A 1,590-nucleotide genomic window follows, 5' to 3' on the forward strand; every position below is an offset into this window, starting at 1 on the left:
TAAAAGTAACACTTATGCCAACACAAGCCTTTTACTAACGACTATTGGTACTCTTCTTTCGATCCAAAAACCAGTTTACTACTTAGATATCATAATACTTGTTGCTGCCATTGGGTTTGGCGTTGCTGGAGCTTATAAGCACAGATCATAGCGTTCAATGCCAGCATATATTGACCCTAGCCAGCACAGAGCTTACTTGTTAGTGTCGCGTTAGATTTTAATAAGGATTAGTCTTATATGGAAGTATTTAAAAAGTGTGGATACGGTATTTTCTATGCCTTAGCTCTTGGTGTTAGCATTTATGCCATTCTGTTTGTAACCGTTGATTGGGTTGGCTCAGAATATTTAAAAGAAAAGTTTTCATTAACACCATTGGCGATGTATCTACATATGGTCGGAGGCTCAATAGCGTTAACCATTGGCGCATTTCAGTTAAATAGTCGCATGAGAGCGAAAAGTATCAAACTTCATCGAACGCTTGGTAAAGTCTACGTTACCGCCGTATTACTCTCCGGTTCTGCTGGTTTATACTTAGCTACCAATTCTATGGGTGGTATTGTTGCTCATTTCGGTTTTGGTACTATGGCTTTTTACTGTAAGCATAGCATTTGTTCAAATAAAAAAAGGTAACGTGAATGCACATCGCTATTGGATGATAATAAACTACTCTTTAACTTGTTCAGCAATTACCCTTAGATTGTATCTACCATCATTTCCATGGTTATTTAATGTCGACTTTATAACGTCTTACATTGCAATTTCTTGGGTTGCCTGGGTTCCAAATGTATTAGTAGCACAATTATATTTACTAAAAACCAAACGTGTTAGTTATTCAGTTCAACGTACTATTGATAATACATTGAGTACATAGAGCAAAGTGTAAATAGCCCTCTAAACCTAACGAATAAGGATAGCCCGAGCAATACTGCGTTCTATCCCGAAAGTTAGACAAGCCCGAACTCGTGTGAAATTATGCCTTTAATTACAAATAACAGGTCGAGAAAATTTAGGTTTGAAGTGATGTTTAGAGGGGTTGTATATAGCATGTGAATTTCGCGATATTGCTAATATTTTTATCTAATATCAGTACTGTAGTTCATTTTTCATGAGTATACGTTTGAGCATGATTTTTATTATTCATTTGTAAATACAATGACTAACAATCTTGTTGTTGGCTCGTACTTGTGTCAGTCATGACGCTACAGAATTACTTAAAGGTGACTTTTCCACCGACCATTTTAAATGCTGGTGCGCCTCTCACTAACGTATCTCTGGCAAATATCTGGCCGCATTCTGGGCATGTGCAAGGAATCTTGGTGTTGTCTTCGACAATCCGCTCCTTGAAACATTTGATTAAGGCGCCTTTACCACCCTTACGATATTTAAACAGTTGGGCTTTACACTTAGCGCAAAAAACATCGACGGTGCGCGAAGGGCCTTTTTTGTTAGGTTTAGCCATTTAGCGCATAATCCGGATTTATACATTGTATATCTATTGTAACCCGATATATGTCTGAACAATATCGAGATAGCGATTAACTAATGATCGTGACAGCCGTATTTATGGTAATAGACAGTCAGTTATGATGA

General features: G+C 37.4%; 1 protein-coding gene and 1 pseudogene. One reads left to right on the forward strand and one right to left on the reverse strand.

The window, feature by feature from the left end; genetic code table 11:
* The first annotated feature begins 390 nt into the window (after positions 1-390).
* Positions 391-871 (forward strand): annotated as a pseudogene (locus CXF78_RS22085) (DUF2306 domain-containing protein).
* Positions 872-1,207: 336 nt separating this feature from the next.
* On the opposite strand, the gene CXF78_RS16940 reads toward CXF78_RS22085, so the two are convergent.
* Positions 1,208-1,459 (reverse strand): hypothetical protein, encoded by a 252-nt coding sequence (locus CXF78_RS16940; RefSeq protein WP_011638667.1) that lies wholly within the window; start codon positions 1,457-1,459, stop codon positions 1,208-1,210.
* Positions 1,460-1,590: the final 131 nt, after the last annotated feature.

Origin of the sequence: Shewanella sp. 11B5 (genome assembly GCF_002836795.1) — a bacterium.
In the GTDB taxonomy this organism is placed as follows: domain Bacteria; phylum Pseudomonadota; class Gammaproteobacteria; order Enterobacterales; family Shewanellaceae; genus Shewanella; species Shewanella frigidimarina.